The 16,409-nt window shown below is 71.3% G+C and carries 15 protein-coding genes; 3 read left to right on the forward strand and 12 right to left on the reverse strand.

Annotated features, from left to right (window positions below; all coding sequences use genetic code 11):
- Positions 1-10: 10 nt before the first annotated feature.
- Complete coding sequence (locus ACESMR_RS08110) at positions 11-1,750, reverse strand: HEAT repeat domain-containing protein (protein WP_373046548.1); 1,740 nt, start codon at positions 1,748-1,750, stop codon at positions 11-13.
- A 539-nt stretch (positions 1,751-2,289) separates the two neighbouring features.
- Between ACESMR_RS08110 and ACESMR_RS08115 the strand changes: the two genes are divergently transcribed.
- Positions 2,290-3,108, forward strand: a complete 819-nt coding sequence (locus ACESMR_RS08115; protein WP_373046549.1) for a hypothetical protein — start codon at positions 2,290-2,292, stop codon at positions 3,106-3,108.
- 82 nt (positions 3,109-3,190) lie between these two features.
- Complete coding sequence (locus ACESMR_RS08120; protein ID WP_373046550.1) at positions 3,191-4,690, forward strand: hypothetical protein; 1,500 nt, start codon at positions 3,191-3,193, stop codon at positions 4,688-4,690.
- Here the strand turns inward: ACESMR_RS08120 and ACESMR_RS08125 are convergent.
- From ACESMR_RS08125 to hprK, 10 genes are all read right to left on the reverse strand, one after another.
- Positions 4,687-5,112 carry a rhodanese-like domain-containing protein gene (locus ACESMR_RS08125; RefSeq protein ID WP_373046551.1) on the reverse strand — a complete coding sequence of 142 codons (426 nt, stop codon included), beginning with the start codon at positions 5,110-5,112 and terminating at the stop codon, positions 4,687-4,689. The two genes, ACESMR_RS08120 and ACESMR_RS08125, sit on opposite strands and share 4 nt — an antisense overlap.
- 101 nt (positions 5,113-5,213) lie before the next feature.
- Positions 5,214-5,615 (reverse strand): hypothetical protein, encoded by a 402-nt coding sequence (locus ACESMR_RS08130; RefSeq protein WP_373046552.1) that lies wholly within the window; start codon positions 5,613-5,615, stop codon positions 5,214-5,216.
- A 57-nt stretch (positions 5,616-5,672) separates the two neighbouring features.
- Positions 5,673-7,478: a phosphoenolpyruvate--protein phosphotransferase gene (gene ptsP, locus ACESMR_RS08135; protein WP_373046553.1), complete on the reverse strand. Its 1,806-nt coding sequence runs from the start codon at positions 7,476-7,478 to the stop codon at positions 5,673-5,675.
- 69 nt (positions 7,479-7,547) lie between these two features.
- Positions 7,548-7,826, reverse strand: coding sequence for an HPr family phosphocarrier protein (locus ACESMR_RS08140; RefSeq protein WP_373046554.1), 279 nt, complete (start codon positions 7,824-7,826; stop codon positions 7,548-7,550).
- 8 nt (positions 7,827-7,834) lie between these two features.
- Complete coding sequence (locus ACESMR_RS08145) at positions 7,835-8,647, reverse strand: PTS system mannose/fructose/sorbose family transporter subunit IID (RefSeq protein WP_373046555.1); 813 nt, start codon at positions 8,645-8,647, stop codon at positions 7,835-7,837.
- A complete protein-coding gene (locus tag ACESMR_RS08150; protein WP_373046556.1) occupies positions 8,647-9,372 on the reverse strand; it encodes a PTS sugar transporter subunit IIC in 726 nt (241 codons plus the stop codon). Before ACESMR_RS08150 ends, ACESMR_RS08145 begins: the two co-directional genes overlap by 1 nt.
- Positions 9,369-9,851 (reverse strand): PTS system mannose/fructose/N-acetylgalactosamine-transporter subunit IIB, encoded by a 483-nt coding sequence (locus tag ACESMR_RS08155; protein ID WP_373046557.1) that lies wholly within the window; start codon positions 9,849-9,851, stop codon positions 9,369-9,371. Before ACESMR_RS08155 ends, ACESMR_RS08150 begins: the two co-directional genes overlap by 4 nt.
- Before the next feature lie 28 nt (positions 9,852-9,879).
- The gene (locus ACESMR_RS08160; RefSeq protein ID WP_373046558.1) at positions 9,880-10,302 is read right to left on the reverse strand and encodes a PTS sugar transporter subunit IIA; all 423 of its coding nucleotides are present in this window, start codon (positions 10,300-10,302) and stop codon (positions 9,880-9,882) included.
- Between the two features lie 195 nt (positions 10,303-10,497).
- The gene (gene rapZ / locus ACESMR_RS08165) at positions 10,498-11,382 is read right to left on the reverse strand and encodes an RNase adapter RapZ (protein WP_373046559.1); all 885 of its coding nucleotides are present in this window, start codon (positions 11,380-11,382) and stop codon (positions 10,498-10,500) included.
- The gene (hprK, locus tag ACESMR_RS08170) at positions 11,379-12,344 is read right to left on the reverse strand and encodes an HPr(Ser) kinase/phosphatase (RefSeq protein ID WP_373046560.1); all 966 of its coding nucleotides are present in this window, start codon (positions 12,342-12,344) and stop codon (positions 11,379-11,381) included. Before hprK ends, rapZ begins: the two co-directional genes overlap by 4 nt.
- 159 nt (positions 12,345-12,503) lie before the next feature.
- Between hprK and ACESMR_RS08175 the strand changes: the two genes are divergently transcribed.
- Positions 12,504-14,303: a putative metal-binding motif-containing protein gene (locus ACESMR_RS08175; RefSeq protein ID WP_373046561.1), complete on the forward strand. Its 1,800-nt coding sequence runs from the start codon at positions 12,504-12,506 to the stop codon at positions 14,301-14,303.
- Positions 14,304-14,342: 39 nt separating this feature from the next.
- Here the strand turns inward: ACESMR_RS08175 and ACESMR_RS08180 are convergent, their stop codons facing one another.
- Positions 14,343-16,379, reverse strand: coding sequence for a response regulator (locus ACESMR_RS08180; RefSeq protein ID WP_373046562.1), 2,037 nt, complete (start codon positions 16,377-16,379; stop codon positions 14,343-14,345).
- Between the last annotated feature and the right edge of the window lie 30 nt (positions 16,380-16,409).

Here is a 16,409-nt window from a genome sequence, read left to right on the forward strand (position 1 = left end):
CCTTCCACCCTCAGGGCAGAAATAGCTTCCTGCCCCTGCGGACCAGGCGACCGTCGGCGAGGTAGGCCTCGACCACGGGCGCCAGATCCGCTTCGTTCCAGCCCAGCTCGCCGGCGAGATCGGCGTCGGTGCAGCCGCGCAGCGCTGCGCGCAGCACCTCCTCGATCGCCTCGAGGCCCGGGCCTGCCTCTGCTTCTGCTGCCACCACTTCTTCCGGTGCAGCCTCCCCCTCGTCGATCGTTTCCGGTGCGGCGGCCTCCGCCGCAGGCGCTTCGTCTTCCGGCGCCGGCTCGGGCTCGACCGGCGCGGCCTCGTCCGCGGTGCCGAGCTCGAGCTGCGCGGGGGCAGCGTCGTCGCCTGGCGTCTCGGTGGGCCCAGCGGCGAGCGCGTCGTCGGCTTCGGCTGCAGCAGGCTCCTCGTCGGGCTCGGTCTGCAGCGTCTCGGCGAACTCGGGCTCGTCGATCGCGTCGGTGGCCACAGGCTCGTCGATCGCCTCCGCCGGCTCGAACGCGACCACCGGCGCCGCCTCGATCCCCGCTGCCTCCCAGGCCTCCTCGGCCTCGGCGTAGATCGACGCAGCCTCGTCCTCGAGTGCCGGCGCTTCGGCCCACTGCGTCTCCGCCCAGGGCTCCACCGCCCCCGCCATCCTGGCGAAAGCCGCGTGCAGCTCCGGATCGTTCTCCTCGGTCCAGCCCGGCAGATCGTCCTCGAAGCCGGCGCCGGCATGCCCCGTCGCCATCAGCTCGTCGAGCACGCTCTCCAGCGGCGCAGCTTCCGCCTGCTTCGGCTCCTCCGCCGGCAGCATCCTGCCGCCGGGCGCGAGCCGCACCAGGTTCGCCGCCACCCAGGAGCGGAGCCGCGCCACCGCACGGGGGCGCTGCCCCGCCGGCAGCTGCGAAATGCCCCGTGCCTGCTCGCCGAAGAGCCGCTCCGTCGCCGTCCCCGCAGCGGTGCGCACCGCCGCCTCGTCGTCGAGGAGCGCGCCCACCAGCGCCAGCGCCGCCATCGGATCCCGGCTGCCGCCGAGCGCGGTGCATGCGACCCGGCGCACCTGCCGATCCGGATCGGAGAGCAGCGGCACCAGCAGCGCCCCCGCGTCGAAGTTGCGCGCCGACGCAGCGCAGAGCGCCGTGCGGCGCCGCACCCGCGCGTCGCCGTCTTCGAGGCCCATGCGCAGCACCGCCTCGAGCTCCGCGCCGGAGACGAGCCGCACCATCGCCTCGATCGCTGCGGCGCGTACCTCCGCCGTCTCGTCGGCGAGGAACTCCGCGAGCTCTTCCGCCGCCTGTGCATCGCCGCAGCGGCCGACCTGCTCGATCAGCGAAGCGCGCACCGCGCCCTCCGCCTCGTGGGCGGCAGCCAGCAGCGCAGGCACCGCGCCCTGCCCCGCCACCTCGACGAGACGGATCGCCGCGCGCAGGCGCAAGGTGGCGGGACCCGAGACGACCTCCTCGGCGAGGCGCCGCGCCAGCGAGCGCGATGCGTCGGTCGGCATCCCGGCGAAGTCGGGTGCGGGCGCAGGGGCAGGCGGCGGCGCCGTCCACGCAGGCTGGCGCTCCGGCAGCGAAGAAACGACGGGTGCAGGCGCACGCGCCGACTCGAGGAGATCGAGGCGCGCCAGCACGGCGTCGGGATCGACCCCTGCGGTGGCGAGCGCGGCGCGCAAGGCGAGCTCGCGGCGCTCCAGCAAGGCGATCCGGGACAGCGCCGCTTCCAGCGCCTCGGCGGTACCACGTGCCGAAGACGGCATCGGTCTTCCCTCGCGATCCGGTCGCGCGGTTTCCGTCTCGCTGGTGCGGGCTCGCTCCATCGGAACCGTTCGTCCCCCAAGATCGTCAACGCCCGCCTGCGCCGAGATCATGATCGGCGGGGCGGGCGGGATGATATCGGTGCCAAACTACACGACACGGATCCCCGGTACAAGCGCGGCTTATCCACAGGAGATCACCCGTGGATCCGTTGGCTTGCGCCGCGATCGCACGTAGCCTCGAGGGCCGCCCGCGGCCCGATCGCACGCGGTGGATCGGCAGCCCTCCCGCCCCGCGCACCGTTCCGCCGCGCATGTGGGACGAAAGGCGCGCAGGTCGCATACCGGCGCCCGAATCCCCGCCACCTAGACGCTCCGATTTCCCAGCACTTCACCGGGAGCGTTGCATTCTACGCGTATACGGAAAGCCCTCCCGCCCCGTAGCCAGGCGGGCTGCCGCTCGTATCTTCTGGGCATGCGCTGGTCGGACACCTTCCCTCCCGACCCCGCCAGCGCAAAAACCGCCGAGAAGGAGAACGAAGATGACCACGACCCGCTGGATCCCCGCAGCCCTCCTCACCCTCGCTGCCTGTGGCGCCGAGGCCCCCGGCGCCGGCGCCGGCATCGCGATCCGCGCCGTCACCGAGGCAACGCCCGCAGCCTCCGCCGGCGCCGTCACCTTCGAGGACGACACCGGCCGCACCTTCACCGCCACCGAGTTCCTGGTCCGCGTCCGCGACATCGAGCTGAAGCTCCCCGACGGTGTGCGCTGCTCCGACATCGAACCCGAGCTCGCCGGCGGCGCCCGCTGCGACGACTCGGACGACGACGAGGCAGACGACGACGACGAGATCGAGATCGCCGGCCCCTTCGTCGTCGACCTCCTCGCCGGGACCTCGACCCCGAGCCTCGCCGACGTGCGCGTCCCCGCGCTCACCTACCGCGAGGTGGAGTTCGATCTGGTGGAGGGCCCCGGCGACGGCGCCCTCGACGGCAACGCCCTGGCGCTGCGCGCCACCTTCGACGACGGCGGCGCTCCCGCCACCCTCGACCTGCGCCTCGACGGCACGCTCGAGGTGGAGATCGAGCGGCCCGAGGGCGTCGCCCTGCAGGCCGGCGCCGATCTCCTCCTGCTCCTCGACGCCACCACCTGGCTCGACGGCATCCCGCTGCAGGCTTGCGTCGACGAGGAGGGGCTCGCGGTGGTCGACGGCGTGCTCTCCATCGACGACGACACCGGCTGCAGCGAGCTCGAGGGCATGATCCGCGACCGACTCGACGACGCCTGCAGCTTCGACTCCGACGACGACGATGACGACGACGACGACTCGGACGACGACGACGACGACGAGACCATCTGAATCCACACCGGCAGGGCCGGCGCCCACGCGGCAGCCGGCCTTGCCGCTTTCACGCCGAGCGACAGCCCCGTAGACTGCGCCGATGCCCACCCTCGCCCGTTCGCTCCTGCTCGCGGCAGCGCTCGCCGCCTGCGGCGACACCGCCGCCACCGGCCCATCCACCCCACCCGGCCCCTGGCCGGCAGCGCTCGCCCCGCCGCGCTGCGTCCTCGACGCGCCGCAGCCCGCAGGCACGCAGCGCCACGAGCTCACCGCCGGCTGGCTCCACTTCGGCCCCTGCGGCCACCTCGTCATCGACGCGCAGCGCCTCGCCGATCCCGCCGCCACGGCGATCCACACCTTCCGCGACGAGCCGGGCAACGTGATCTTCTTCGCACCCACCGGGGAGGCCGTCTTCCTCGGCTCCACCACGAGCCCGTCACTCACACTGGTCGACCTGGCAACGTGGACGTCCCGATCGCTGCCGGTCGACGACGCAGCCACCGCCGGCTGGGTCCCCCGCCGCGATCGCACCAGCTCCATCCTCTGGTGGTGCGCCGAAGGACTCCTCCTCGCGAAACACCGCGGAGCCGAGCCGCAGGTCGTCTCCGCCAACGTGGCCTGCGATCGGCGCCTGGGCGGCGCCCGTTCCGCGCCCGTGGTCGTCTTCGCCGACGGAGCGGGCACCCTCCATGTCGCCGATCTGGAGGACGGCTCCGTCGCGACCACGGGAATGGCGAGCGATGTAGACGAGGGACGCAGCGACCTCGTCCACCTCTCCAACGACGGCCGCCTCCTCGTGCACCAGGCGGCTTCGACCGCGGGCGGCATTTGGCGGGCGCTCTCGAACGTCACGGTCCGCGATGTCGCCACCGGGCTCCCGCTCGCGTTCGAGGACGATCGCCCCTTCGCCGAAGCGCCGGTGACGGTGCTCGACGCGACCGAGCTCGGGCGCGGCCTCGTCGTACAGAACGGCGGCGGCTCGGCTCTCCTCCGGGACCTCGCATCCCCGGCGCCACTCTTCGAGGAAGCGAAGATTTTCTCGATCGCGACCGATCGCGTGGTCGCCGAGGAGGGCCAGCTCGTCGACGGGAGGCCGAACTTCGTCTGGCTCGATCTCCGCACCGGCGAACGCACGCCGATCGAGGTAGAGGGGCTCTTCGCGGCCACCCCCAGCCCCGGCGGCAGCGCCTGGAGTTTCACCAGCCAGGGCGGCGAGCTCGTCCACCACCCCGACCACGGCTGGCTCGAGGTCGACGGCTGGGTGCGCTGGCTCGGCGACGACGGCTCCTTCGTCGCCACCAGGACCGCCGTCGCCACCCCTGCGACCTGGCTCGCCGATCCCACCGGGACGGTGCAGGTTACGGTCCCCGGAACCGCCAACGAACTGGAGGAGGCGGGCACCACGCTGATCGTCGGTGACCGCCAGGCGCTGCACCGCATCGACCGCACCACCGGCGCTGCCGAGACGCTCAGCGCCGCGCGCAGGCCCTGGACCCTCGCCGCCGACAAGTCCGGCGGCCGCGTCGCCTGGATCGAAACGGGAGCGACCGGGGACGAATCCCTCGTTGTCGCTCCCGCTCCAGCTGGCCAATCGAACTAAAGCTGCGCCTGGTGGCTCTTCCAGCTGCGCCCCTCGGGCGCGCCCGCCTCACACGGCAGCCCGCAGCTCTCCCAGCCCGGCTCCACCAGCTGGCCCGCCATGTCGCGGGCGCCGCCGAAGCCGGCGCGCTGCTCCACCAGCTCGTCGTAGCCGTCGCGCTCCAGCGCCTCCGCCGCGCGCATCGAGCGGTTCCCGCCGGCGCAGCCGAGGATCACCTTGTCCCCCGGCTTGAACGCCTTCTTGAACGCCGGGAGGAACTCCGGGTTCGGGCTCATCCCCATGGCGCCCTTGTGCATGAAGGGGATGTTCACCGCCCCCTCCGGATGCGACGCCTCGAACTCCTGCTCGCTCCGCACGTCGACGTAGACGTAGCCCTGCTTCATCAGCTCGTGGGCTTCCTTCGGCGAAATCCGCTTCGGCATTGGGTAGGTCCTCCTGCGATGCGCTTTACCGCGCTGCCCCCTCGCACGGCAATTGGAGCCACGCCACCCCGCCGGGGATTCGTCCCGCAGCCAGCAGAACTTCAGAGCGCGTCCTCCTCCTGCGCCGACTCGGGGCCACTGCCGCGGAGCTCGCCCTCGTCCTCCGCGCCGCCGACCTCGCCGCCGGACCAGCCGCCCTCTCCTTCGGACGCGGCTTCCGCCCCCAGCCAGCCCTCCTCGGCATCCCGGGGCCCCACGCCCACCGCAGGCTCGGTGCCCACCGGCCGCTGGCCGTAGGCGCCGCTGTCCGGCCGCACGTTCCAGAGCGGCTCGGCCGTGGCCACGAAGGCCGCCTCGGTGCCCTCGTCGCTCATCACGAGCCGGGCGAAGAACTCCGCCCGGTCGAGGCCGAGGGCCTGCTTGTTCTCGATGTAGAAGAGGTCCGCCTTGGCGAGCGTGTCGCGCTCGTCCTTGCCACGGAACCGCATCGTCCAAGTCGTCATCGTGCGCCCTCCTCGCCCAACGAAGGTGGTGACAGCGGGCCGGCTTCGGGACCCCGGTCAGGCCTGCTGCAGCAGATCCTCGAGCTCCTCGCCGATCCCCAGCACGTCGGCGAAGCGGTCGAGCATCACCCCGCGCACGTGGCGCTCGATCTCGTCGGCGGTGTCGAAGGCCATCGCCTCCCGGAGCATCTCCTGCGCCGCCTCGAGGGTCGCCGCCCGGACCATCCGCCGCATCAGCGGAATGGACGACGGCGCCATCGAGAGATCGTCGACCCCCAGCCCGAGCAGCACCATGGCGTAGTGGGGCTCGCCCGCCATCTCGCCGCAGATCGAGACCCGCTTGCCGTGGGCGTGCGCCGCTTCCACCGCGAACTGGAGCATGCGGAGGATCGCCAGGTGGAGCGGCCGGTAGAGATAGGCCACGTCGCGGTTCTGCCGATCGATCGCCAGCGAGTACTGGATGAGGTCGTTCGTCCCGATCGAGAAGAAGTCGACCTCCTGCGCGATCCGATCCGCCATCAGCGCTGCGGACGGCAGCTCGATCATCACGCCGATCTCGACCTCTTCGTCGAAGGGCACGCCCTCCGTGCGGAGCTCCTCCTTCGCCTGCTCGAGCGCCGCCTTCGCGTCGCGGACCTCGGTGAGGCCGGAGATCATCGGGAACATGATCCGCAGCTTCCCGTGCACCGAGGCGCGCAGCAGCGCGCGCAGCTGGGTGTGGAAGACCGCGGTGTGGCGCATGCAGTAGCGGATCGCCCGCAGGCCGAGGGCCGGATTGGGCTCGTATTTGCGGCGGCCCCTGGGCTCGAGCGGCACCTTGTCGCCACCCACGTCCAGCGTGCGGATGGTGACCGGCAGCCCCTTCATCGACGAGAGCACCGAGCGGTAGGCGTGGACGTGCTCCTCCTCGGTGGGGAGGGTGCGGCGGCCGAGGTAGAGGAATTCGGTGCGGTAGAGGCCGATGCCCTGCGCCCCCACCCGCTCCACCGCGCCGACCTCCTCCTCGAACTCGATGTTCGCCAGGAGGCGGAGCTCGTGGCCGTCCGCCGTCACCGTGGGGAGGAGCCGCTCCTCCTCGAGGGTGCGCTCCACCGCCTGCGCCTTGCGCCTGGCCGCCTTGAAGCGGCGCACCTGCTCGGGCGTGGGCCGGAGCACCACCACGCCGCGGTCGCCGTCCATCGCCAGCTCGTCTCCGCCGGCAACGAGCTCGCTCGCCTTCACCACGCCCACCACCGCGGGGATGCCGCGGGCGTGGGCGACGATCGCCGTATGCGAGGTCTTGGTGCCGCGATCGGTGACCAGGCCCGCGATCCGGCCCGGTTGGAGAAGCACCGCCGCGTCCGCAGGCGAGAGGTCCCGCGCCACCACGATGGCGCCGTGCGGCACCTCGCCCGGCTCCGCGTCCACCGTCTCGCCCATCAGGTTGCGAGCGACGCGGTCGGCGACGAAGTCGACGTCCTGCTTGCGCTCGCGGAAATACTCGTCGCTGATCTTGCCGAAGGCGTTGCGGATCCTGCGCGCCGAGCGGCGCACGGCCCACTCGGCGTTCACGTGCTCCACCTCGATCAGCCGCCGCACCTCGGTGATGAAGGCGGGATCCTGGAGCATCAGCCGGTGCGCTTCGAGGATGAGCGTGTGCTCGTCGCCCTGCAGCGCCTCGACCTTCTCCTTCATCTCGGCGAGCTGCTGGTCCGAGCGCTCGAGCGCCGCCCTGAGCCGCGCCAGCTCCGCCTCCTCCTGCCCTGGCGGCAGGTGGTAGCGCGGCGTGCGCAGCCGCCGCCTGTCCAGCAGGAAGGCGGACCCCACCGTCACGCCGCCGGAGGCGCCGATCCCGGTGAGGACGATGGCGGATCGATTGCTCAAGGTTCGCGTTCCATCCTATCCGACCACGGCGGCCGGTGATCCAGTTGCTTGCTGCGGGGCCCCTGGCGGTCAGCCCCTGTCCTCGCCGAAGCCGTCCTCCACCAGGGCGCCGATCGCAGCGAGCGCCTCGTCGGCATCCTCGCCCTCGGTGCTGACGGTGATCTGCGTGCCCTGGGCTGCTGCAAGCATCAACACCCCCATGATGCTCTTGCCATTCACCTGCTGGCCCTCGCGCTCCACGTGGATGTCGGCGCGGAACTTCGCAGCGGTCTGCACCAGCTTCGCTGCTGCGCGCGCGTGGAGGCCCAGCTTGTTGACGATGGTGAACGTGCGTTCGGCGGTCTTCATCAGTCGGGTCACCATCCGGCGCCGAGCAGCGCCAACACGAGTCCAATTCCGATGGCCACGAGGCCGGCCCACAACGATCCCCTGCGGGCGAGCAGCGCCCAGGTGCCCAGGAAGACGAGCAGCGAGACGCCGCCGATCACCGCGAGCCAGACGGCGCCATCCACCGGCAGGCCGGGGCCGGTGACGAGGAAGGCGCCCACCACCACCGCGACGCCGCCGCCGACGGCGCTCACCCGGCGCAGCCGCGCGCCCCACTTCGGCAGCGAGGCCCGCGCCACCCGCTCCACCACGCGATCGCCGCGGCGGTAGCCCTCGAGGAAGAGCGAGAGGCGGAAGGCGACGTGCGGCACGTTGTAGAGGGCGAGGAAGGCGGCCACCGCCCAGAGCCCGATCCACGGCGCCAGCAGCGCCGCGATCATGCCGGCGAAGGGGCGCAGCGAGAGCCAGAAGAAGGAGTCGCCCACCGCGGCGAAGGGCCCCATCAGCGCGCTCTTGAAACGCTCCACGGCTTCGGGCGGTTCCTCGCCCCGCGCCACCCGCTCCTCGTGAAAGAGGGCGCCGCCGAGGATCGCCGAGGCGAGATAGGGGTGGGTGTTGAAGAAGGCGAGGTGCCGGGCGGCGGCACGGGCCCTGCTCGCCTCGTCGGGATAGAGCGCCTTGAGGCCGGGCCAGATCGCGTAGGCGAAGCCGAGGTTCTGCATGCCGCGCCGGTTCCACGTCGCCTGCAGGAGCAGGCTGCGCAGGAAGATGCGGAGGAGCACGGCCTTGCCGAGGCGGACGCGCTCGACGGTGGCGCTGTGCTGTGCCTCGGCGCGCTCCATCAGCCGATCACCCCCACCCAGCCGAACCACGAGGCGGCGGCCCAGAGGGCGATGGCGCCTGCAGCGCCGGCGGCGGCGAGGCCGAGGCCCCGGGGCAGGCGCGCCGCGCGCACCGCCGCAGCGCCGCCGACGGCCCAGAGCAGCATCCAGCCGATCTCGAAGCCGGCGAGGCTCCAATCCGGCAGGCGGTTCTGCGCGAGGCGGAGGAGCGGCCCCACCACGCCGCCGGCGACCAGCACCAGGGCGAAGCTGGTGACGAAGGGGCGCCAGAGGCCGAGCAGGTGGAGGCGGAAGGCGCGGCGCGGCAGGCTCTCGCCCAGCGCGACGGCAGCGTGGGCGACGAGGTTTTCGTTGGCCCGCTCGCCGACGCCCTCGAGGCGCCTGCCGATCACGGCCACGGGGCCGAAGACGACGAAGGCCATCGCCGCGGTGGCGCCGGGAAAGTCGGTGAGCCAGCCGCCGGCGGCGACCGCGGCGGCGGTGATCGCGGCGGTGGCAGCGGTCTCGTGGGGCGGGAGCGCAGCGCCCAGGTTGGCGGCGCCGATCCAGATGAGCTCGAGGGGCGCGCCCACGTAGAGGCCGGCGAGCGGATCGCCCAGCGCCCAGCCGACGAGGGGCGCCACCACGATCGGCCGCGAGAGCTGTGCCTGGAGGAGTCCCTTGCGCTCCACCGCCGCCAGTCCCGCCACCAGGGCAGCCAGGAGCAGCTGGGCGACCTGGGTCACGACGCCGCCCGGTAGCGGGCCCGCAGCTCCTCGAGCCCGACCCTGTGGTCGGTGGGGACGGCGCGCGCCTCGATCTCGGTGCCGCCGGCGGCGATCCGGCCGAGCGCCTCCACCTCGTCCTCCGCGAGGAAGACCGAGGCCGAGATCGCCTTGCGCCCCTCGCCGAAGTGGACGTTGCCGAGGTTGAGGACGGCGATCGGGGTCTGGCCCACCACCGCCTCCGCGTTGGCCACGTCGCGGACGAGGACGAGGATCCGCTTGGACGAGCGGGCGAGCGCCGGCAGATCCGCCTGCGCGCGGGGCACGATCTCCGCCTCGAGATGCGGGGGAAGCGCCATGGTCATCGCCGCCTGGATCAGCGGCGACGCGGCGGCGTCGTCGTCGACGACCACCACCTTGTCGACCTTGAGATGCGGGATCCAGGTGGAGACCACCTGCCCGTGGATCAATCGGTTGTCGACACGGACGAGGGCGATCATGGCTTCGACGCCCTTTCGCAGGGAGGCTCTAGCCCCGGGCGACCTGGCAGCGGGACCGGAGGAGCTCGCTGGCGTTGGTGATGTTCTGGCGACCGTACTGCACCAGGTTCTCGGCCACCTGCTTGGGGTTCTGCCCTTCCAGACGGCTGGTAGCAAGCCGCAAGAGCATCGGAAGGTTCACCCCGGTGACCACTTCGAGCTGGCCGGCGCCGAGCAGCTGCAGGCAGCAGTTGGACGGCGTGCCGCCGAAGATGTCCGCGAGCACGACCACGCCGGAGCCGGTGTCGACCGCCTTGATCGCGTCGACGATCTTGCCCTGCCCGCACTCCATGCCTTCGTGGGCGAGCAGATTCACGACCTGCAGGTTCTCGAGCCGGCCCACGATCCCTTCGGCGGCTGCGACCAGCGCTTCCGCCATCTTTCCGTGTGCAGCGACGACGACGCCCACCATGGTCCAGCTCCGTAGGGCAGGCAGTGCAACCGCCAACCCCGGTTCCTTGCGCCTACCCCCCGGATCGGCACGCCCGAATTACCATAACAACCGGACCGCCCGGAACAGATCCCTTGCCCGAGCGATCTATCCGACCGTTGCCCGATGGGAAAGATTCTCGAGGCGTGCCGGCGCTTCGGGCCCTGGCGGGGCGGGTCACTCCTTCTCGATGTCCCGATCCCAGACCCGCACCAGGGCCTCGTCGCCCTGCAGCCGCTCGGCGAGGGCGCGGACGAAGGCCACGCTCCGATGCTTGCCCCCCGTGCAGCCGATCGCGACGGTGAGGTAGCTCTTCCCCTCCTTGCGGTACTTCGGGAGGAGGAACTGCACCATGTCCGCCACGCGGTCGAGGAAGCCCTGGGCCTCCTCGCGGTCGAGCACGTAGCTGGCCACGTCCGCCTCGCGGCCGGTGCGGTGCCGCATCCCCTCGACGAAGTAGGGGTTGGGGAGGAAGCGCACGTCCACCACGAGGTCCGCCTGCGGGGGCAGGCCGTAGCGGTAGCCGAAGGAGAGGACCGAGACGTTGAGCTGGGTGCCGGCGACGTCGGCGAAGCGCGCCTGGACCATGCGCTTGAGCTCGTGGACCGTGACCGCCGAGGTCTCGATCACCTCGTCGGCGAGGTTGCGGAGGTCCTTGAGCCGGCGCCGCTCCTCGGCGATGCCCGCCGGGACCGAGCCGTCCGGCGAGAGCGGGTGGCGGCGGCGGGTCTCGGAGAAGCGGCGGATGAGCGCGTCGTCCGAGGCGTCGAGGAAGAGGACCTCGACCTTCACGCCCTGCGCCCGCAGGTCGTGGACCGCGCGGGGCGAGAGCTCGAGGTAGCGCGACTCGCGGGCATCGGTGACCACCGCGATCCGCTGCATGTCGCCGGCGTGCGAGGCGAGTTCGAGGAGCTTGGGCAGGAGCGGCACCGGGAGGTTGTCGATGCAGAACCAGCCCGCGTCCTCCAGGGCGCGGATGGTCGTCGACTTGCCGCTGCCGCTCATGCCGGTGATGAGGAGGACGCGCGGGTTGCTGCTGCTGGTGGCGGTGGCGGAGCTCATTCGACCTCGTCCCCCAGCAGACGCCGGGTACGCACTTCCGCGATCTCGCGGTTGAGCTGATCCTGGAAGGCCTGTGCCGAGTGGTGGCCCTGGAATTTGAGGAGCTGGTTCCGGGCGGCGACTTCGATGATCGTGGTGATGTTCCGGCCGGGGCGGACGGGGACGGTGATCAGCGGGATCTCCACGTCGAGGATGGTGGAGTAGCGCTCCTCGATGCCGAGGCGGTCGTACTCCATCACCGGATCCCACTCGACCAGCTCGACCACGAGCTCGACCTTCTTGCGGTCGCGGACCGCGGCGACGCCGAAGAGGTCCTTGATGTTGATGATCCCGAGGCCGCGGATCTCCATGTGGTGCTTGATGATCGCCGAGCCCGAGCCGTAGACCGCATCGAGCTTCTTGCGCTTGATGTCGACGATGTCGTCGGCGACGAGGCGGTGGCCGCGCATCACCAGATCGAGGGCGCACTCGCTCTTGCCGATGCCGCTCTTGCCGAGGAGGAGGATCCCCACGCCGAAGACGTCCATGAGGACGCCGTGCATCGAGGCCTGCGCGGTGAGGGCGTCGGCGAGGAAGTCCTGCACCCGGACGATGAAGGTCGAGGAGAGGAGCGTCGTCCGCATCAGCGGCACGCCGTTCCGCTCCGCCGCCCGCACCATGCATTCGGGGATGGGCAGGCCCTTGGTCACCGCGACGCAGGCGAGGGGCTGCGCGAAGAAGCCGTCGGCGATCTCCACCTGGCGGCTCGCCGAGAGGCCCCCGAAGAACTCGAGCTCGGTGTTGCCGAAGACTTCGATTCGCTCGGGGTGAATGTGCTTGAAGAAGCCGGCGAGGGCCAGGCCGTGCTTCTGCACCCGGTTGTGCGTGATCTTGCGGTCCAGGCCTGCGGCGCCGGCGATGAGCTCGAGCTTCAGGTCGTCGCCGCCCTCGTCGAGGAGCCTGCCCACCTTGATCCAGTTCACTGCGCCTCCCTTTCACGTCTCGGCCAATCGAGTCAAGTGTCGCACAGCGTGTGAGAGGCCGGCAGTTCGTGCCGCCATCGGGCAACCGGCCGATTGAGCGCACGTGGGGGGCCATGCTACAGCAGGTGCAAATTGCACAACCGCTGCCGAGGTGGAGAGATGCGCCGATTCGTGCAGGTCCTGTTCGGCCTCGGGTTCGCCGGTTCCGTCGTGCTCGGGACCGGATGCCTCGACGACATTCCGAGCGATTGCCAGACCGACGCGGATTGCGGCCCGGGGGCGCGCTGCGTGCTCGACGGGGTGAAGATCTGCGTGGCCGACGGGGCCGGGGGGGCGGGCGGCACGGGCGGCAGCGGCGGCACGGGCGGTACGGGTGGAGCGGGCGGCACCGGTGGCAGCGGCGGCGCGGTGATGCCGATCGGCGTGCCGGTGGGGGTGGACGTCTTCGCCGATGCGGGCCTGGCGGCGTTCCTCGCGGCGAACGAGCGGCAGGTGCGCGAGATCACGGTGCGCGTGCGGGTCGGCGACGGGGAGCCGGTGGAGCAGGTCTTCGCGGATCCGCCCTTCGAGAGCTACGTGCTCCAGGGGCAGGAGGGCGGGGATCCGCTGCGCTTCGTGGTCGATGCCGAGGCGGCCGAGGGCCGGGCGGCGGTGTTCGCGGTGGAGGTCGAAGCCCGGGCGCTGCTGGCGGATGGCGCGCTGGCGCCGTTTGCGGTGGCGAGCGGGACGGTCGAAGTCGAGGCGGTCGACGGGGAGATCGTCGAGGCGGTCGTCGTGGCGGCGCTGGTGACGGCGTTCGATTACGACGGTGACGAGGCGGCGGATGGCCTCGACTGCGCGCCGGACGACGCGGCGGTGTACCCGGGGGCGCTGGATATTTGTGATGGGGTGGATGCGGATTGCGCGCCCAATGGCGTCTGCATTGTGATGTTGCCGGAGGGCAACCTGGTCACCTCGTTGGACTGCGAGGGCGGCGTCTGCGTCGCAGCAGTTGACTCGCCCGAGGCGGCCGGAGCCCTCTACGAGGTTTCGCATCTTGGTTCGACAAGGGTTCTGACCGACTTGACGGTCGACGCTCCGGCGGGTCTCGCGTTCGGCGCAGGTGGCCTCTCCGAGTCGGGACTCTACCTCGTCGACCGAGTGGCGAATCGCGTGCGCGCGCTTTCCCCAAGCGGAGACAGCAAAGCCGGAGCCATGGTCCCGAGCAGCGTCATGCATGGCGCCGTTGCAATCTCGCACGCCGGTACCGCGGGCTTTGTCCCCTATAGAGATGTGGTGGGTGCGGAGTTCTTCTCACCCTCTGGCATTGGAGGCGGCCTCGGCGAGGTAAGCTGCAGCCCCATTGCAGCGTGCAAACCGGTCGATCTCTCGATGCTTTCAGATGGTTCGACCGCCCTGAACAGCGGCGCCCTGATTGCGCAAATGGCTGTGCGTCATACTTCTTCCATCGCAAACCCGCAGGCGTACGCGATTTTCGAGGGAGACGATCGCCTCGCTGTCGCGCAGGTCAATCGGAGCAATGGTTCGCTACCTGCCGGCACCTCCGGTCTGCTCGAGGTCGCAGAGGACTCGACGCCAACTGCCCTCGCCCTTTCGCATGATGAATCACTGCTCTACGTTGCGGGCGTGTCTGAGAGCGGCGGATTCCTTGCGACGCTGACTACCGGAAACGACCTTGCGTCGCATGGTGCGCCGCTCGTGACTTCCCTCGGGGAGGGAGCCTGTCCTACGGCAGTGACCGTGGGCACACAGCGGCTCTACGCTCTCGACTGTCGCGGAGAGGTACTTCAGCTCTCGCTGACGGAGGCTGGAGATGCGGAGGATGGCACGCTGGTACGGACGGCGATTCCTCACTGCAGCGTCGGCAAGCCGCTTGGCACCATCCCTCGGACCGCGGACGACCTTCTTGTGATCGGCTGCACTGAAGAGAATCGAATCGCTGTCGTCGGCGCGGACTAATCGCGGAGCGAACGGCGGCCGGCACCCCGGCCGCCCCGCTCACTTCCCCAGCTGCGACTCGACCGAATCCAGCAGCGCCTCGGCGCCGCCGGCGATCTCGGGGAACACGGCCACGGCGCCAGCCGGCTGCGGCTTCCAGCCCCCGGCAAACGACCGCCCCGCGATCTCCTCGAGCTCCACCGCCAGCAGCCGCTCCGCGTCGGACTTCCCGGCCCCGTGCAGCAGCGCCACGATCCGTCCCGGCCCCACCCGCGCGACCACGTCGCTCGTCCGGAACGACTCCATGAGCCGCGCCGCGATCGACATCAGCACCTCGTCCGCAGCCAGCCGCCCGCGCTCCTTGCGCAGGCCGTCCAGCCGCAGGTCGATGCCGAGCAGCGTCACCTGGCGACCCTCGCGGCGGCCGAGCTGGAGCGCCCGCGTCGTCGCCTCGAGCAGATAGCTCCGGTCGAAGAGCCCCGTCACCGGCTCGCGCCCGCGCCGCACCTGCTCCTCGATCCCCGCCCCGGCACGCGCCAGCTGCGCGAGGATGCGCACCACCAGCTCGTCCGGCGGAATCGGCCGGGCGACCCAGTCGTCCACCCCCGCCTCGTAGGCGGCGATCCGCTCCTGCATCGCCCCGAGGCGCGAGAAGATCATCACCGGCACCCGCCGGAAGTTGAGGTCCGCCCGCAGCACGCGGAGCAGGTCGATCCCCTTCGCCTTCGGCAGATCCCCGTCGAGGATCACCAGCGAAGGCGCCGCCCGCTCCAGCGACGCGAAGAACTCCTCGGTCGAGGCGCAGGGCTCCACCGCCACGCCCTTCGGCGCGAGGATCTCCGCCAGCCCCGAGAGGCTCGACCGATCCCCGCCCACCGCGAGCACACTGCCCGTCACCCGCGGCCGCGCGTAGATCCCCGCGATCCGGAAGAGCGACTCCACGTCCGGCGGCGGCGCCACGTAGCCCACCGCCCCGGCGTGCAGCGCGCCGAGCCAATCCTCGAACTGGTCCTTGCTGCCCAGCACCACCACCGGCGCGGTCGTACCGGCGCGCAGCCGCTGGATCGCGCCGGCGATCTCGCCCGCAGCGGCAGCGAGGAAGATCACGTCCGGCCGCAGCTCGATCGCGCTCTTGAGCGCGGCGTCGATGCCGGTCACCGCATCGATCGGCTGGTTCCGCTCCGCAGCGGCGCTCGCGTCGGCGAGGAGCTTCGAATCCGCCTCGTCGACGAGCAGCACCCGGCGCAGCTTGCCGCCGACCTTCCGCTCGAGCGGGATCGGCGCGGAGCCCGCCACCTGCAGCACCTTGTCGGCGAGGGCGTCGACGAGGCCCATCAGCCGCGCCTTGAGCTGCCCGGAACGGTGGAGGTCGTCGTTCTGGAGAATGAGCTCCTCCACCGCGCCGCCGAGGCGCGAGATCTCGGGAAAGCCGAAGGAGGCCCCGGAGCCCCGGAAGCGATGGCCCTCGACCCGGATCATGTGGAGCGCGTCCTCGGCCCCGGGACCCGAGAGCGCGCCCAGCGCGTTGCGCAGCTCGAGCGCCCGCTCCTTGGAGGTGACGAGGTACTCGGCCCGGAGCTGCATCATCTCCGGGCTCTCGCGCTCGTCCTCGTCCGCCGCCTCGGAGAGCGACTCCATGACGAGATCGATCTCGTCGTCGAGGGAGAGCTCCTCCTCCGCGGTCACCGCGGGCTCGGTCTTGAGCAGCTTCTCCACCGCGCCGCGCAGCTGCGGCGGCGTGATCGGCTTGTGGAGGACGAGATCGACGCCGCACTCCTGGGTGAGGAGCTTGTAGCTCTTCATGTCCCGGTAGAAGGCGGAGACGAAGATGATCGGGAGCACGCCCTGCGGGTACTTCTGGCGCAGGCGCCTCGCGAACTCGTCGCCGCGCAGGCCGGGGAGCAGACCGTCGACCAGCACCGCCTTCGGCACCGAGCCGGTGAGCAGCCGCTGCGCCTCCTCGCTGGAGCGCACGCAGACGCACTTCAGCCCGAGCTCGCCGAGGGAGGCCTCCGCGAACCGATGGAAGTTCACATCGTCGTCGACCACGAGGATGCGATCGGACAGGACGCTGCTCGTGCTGGTTGCGGGCTGCACTCTTTCCCCCAAACGCTCCGGGCGGCGCCC

Origin of the sequence: Vulgatibacter sp., assembly GCF_041687135.1 — a bacterium.
GTDB lineage: Bacteria > Myxococcota > Myxococcia > Myxococcales > Vulgatibacteraceae > JAWLCN01.